Genomic DNA, 1,827 nt, shown 5'->3' on the forward strand with positions numbered 1-1,827 from the left:
GCACCGAGGCCAGCAGCAGGTCCTTGAGCGAGCTGTTCGGGCCGATCGGGCCGGCAAGGCCGAGCGTCAGTTCGCCGATCAGCCGCCGGCCGTTCGACGGATCGATGACGCAGGACACCCGCACCCTGTCGCCTGCTCCCGCGCCGAAGGCCTGGTCGAAGGCACCGCGAATCTGGTCCGCCGTCAGCTTGCCACCGATATTCCTGGCGAAGAGGTCGCGCACGGGCGAGCTGTTGACCTCGCGCATCAAATGGAGGGCGTCGGAAAAATACTCCTGCTGGCTTTTGCCGTAGCAGGTGCCGTGCTTGATCCATTCATGCCGTTCCAGCTTCGAGGCGGTGCCCGGCATCACCTTGTCGAGCTCCGCGCGGGTATCGGCATCGAGGTTGACCGGCGGCAGGTCCTGCCAGTGGGCCGGATTGTCATTGGCCTTGTCGCTGGCCGAAGCCTGGCAATAGAAATTGCCGTTCGGCTGCGGCCACAGACCGTGCAGCGTGAAATTTGTGGCATCGAATTCGCCAGGATTTTGCGCCTTGCATTCGGTCTTGTTCGACTTGGTCTCGCAGAAGGCCGGCTGCCAGCTCAAGGCGAAGACATATTCGGGTTTTCCCGAGGCGGCGGGCTTGCCTTGCCCACCCGGCGCCGCCGGCACGGTCGCCGCGCTGCTGCCCGAAAGGTGGCCGCAACTCACCTTCACCCAGCGGCGCTCGGGATCGGCGCCCGGCACCTGGATGAGGTAGTGGGTCGGCGTGTCCTTGTTGCCGGCAAGCAGCTGATAGCTCTGTCCGGCATCGGTCGAGACATTGCCGGGGTTCTTGCCGTTCTTGATCGCCTGAGTCGCGGGACACGCAGCGTCGGCCACGAAGGTGCCGCTCATCTTGACGTCGGCATGCGCCGCGCCTGCCAGCGAGCCCGCCAACAAGGCCAATCCGAAAATAACAGCAATGCGCATGGAGAATCCCCGGCTGGAAGAAAGTGGGCGACAGACTGAAGCTGTCTCCATGTCAGAATTGCGATATTTTGCAGGCCCGTGGCAAGAAAGATCGTCGCGGAAAAGCCGGCAGGCCAGATTGACGCAAATCTGGCACCGGCGCACACGTTTGGACATGACAAAGGCGGAACCAGGGGGAGACCGGCCGGCATGCCATTCAGCCAGCAGCGCGTGGTTCGCTCGTCGACCGGCGCAGACCTCAATCTGTTCGTCCGGCAGGCCGACAGCCCTGCGCGTGCGGTGGTCCAGATCAATCACGGCCTGGCCGAACATGCCGCCCGCTACGACCGCTTCGCCGATTTCCTCGCTGCCCGGGGCTTCCACGTCTACGTTCATGACCACCGTGGCCATGGCGCGACCAAGGCGCCCGACGCGCCGCTCGGCAGATTCGCCGACACGGACGGCCCGGCCAAGGTGATCGCCGACACCGACGCCATCCACGATCTCATCGCCGGCGAGCAGCCTGACCTGCCGGTAATCCTTTTCGGCCACTCGATGGGCGCGTCCGTGGCGCTGAACTACCTGTTGCGCCATTCCAGGCGCATTCATGCCGCCGCGATCTGGAACGGCAATTTCTCACAGGGCCTGCTCGGCCAAGTGGCGCTCGGTATCCTCGCCTGGGAACGGATGCGGCTCGGCTCCGATGTCCCGTCGCGCCTGCTGCCGAAACTCACCTTCCAGGCCTGGGGCAAGGCGGTGCCCAACCATCGCACTCTGTTCGACTGGCTGTCGCGCGACGAGGCGGAGGTGGCGAAATACATCGCCGATCCGCTCTGCGGCTGGGATGCCTCCATCTCGATGTGGCGCGATGTGGTCGCCATGGCGCCCAACGGCGG

2 protein-coding genes are annotated in these 1,827 nt (G+C 64.9%); one reads left to right on the forward strand and one right to left on the reverse strand.

Translation table 11 applies throughout. The features are described 5' to 3' along the window. Nucleotides 1-952 (reverse strand): ribonuclease (locus EOA36_RS34705; RefSeq protein WP_127281163.1); only part of this gene is annotated, 952 nt, incomplete at its 3' end. A gap of 189 nt (nucleotides 953-1,141) precedes the next feature. On the opposite strand from EOA36_RS34705, the gene EOA36_RS34710 reads away from it, so the two are divergent. Continuing rightward, the coding region (locus tag EOA36_RS34710; protein ID WP_145969491.1) for an alpha/beta hydrolase at nucleotides 1,142-1,827 on the forward strand (686 nt) is incomplete at its 3' end.

The sequence above is a fragment of the Mesorhizobium sp. M8A.F.Ca.ET.021.01.1.1 genome, assembly GCF_003998025.1.
In the GTDB taxonomy this organism is placed as follows: domain Bacteria; phylum Pseudomonadota; class Alphaproteobacteria; order Rhizobiales; family Rhizobiaceae; genus Mesorhizobium.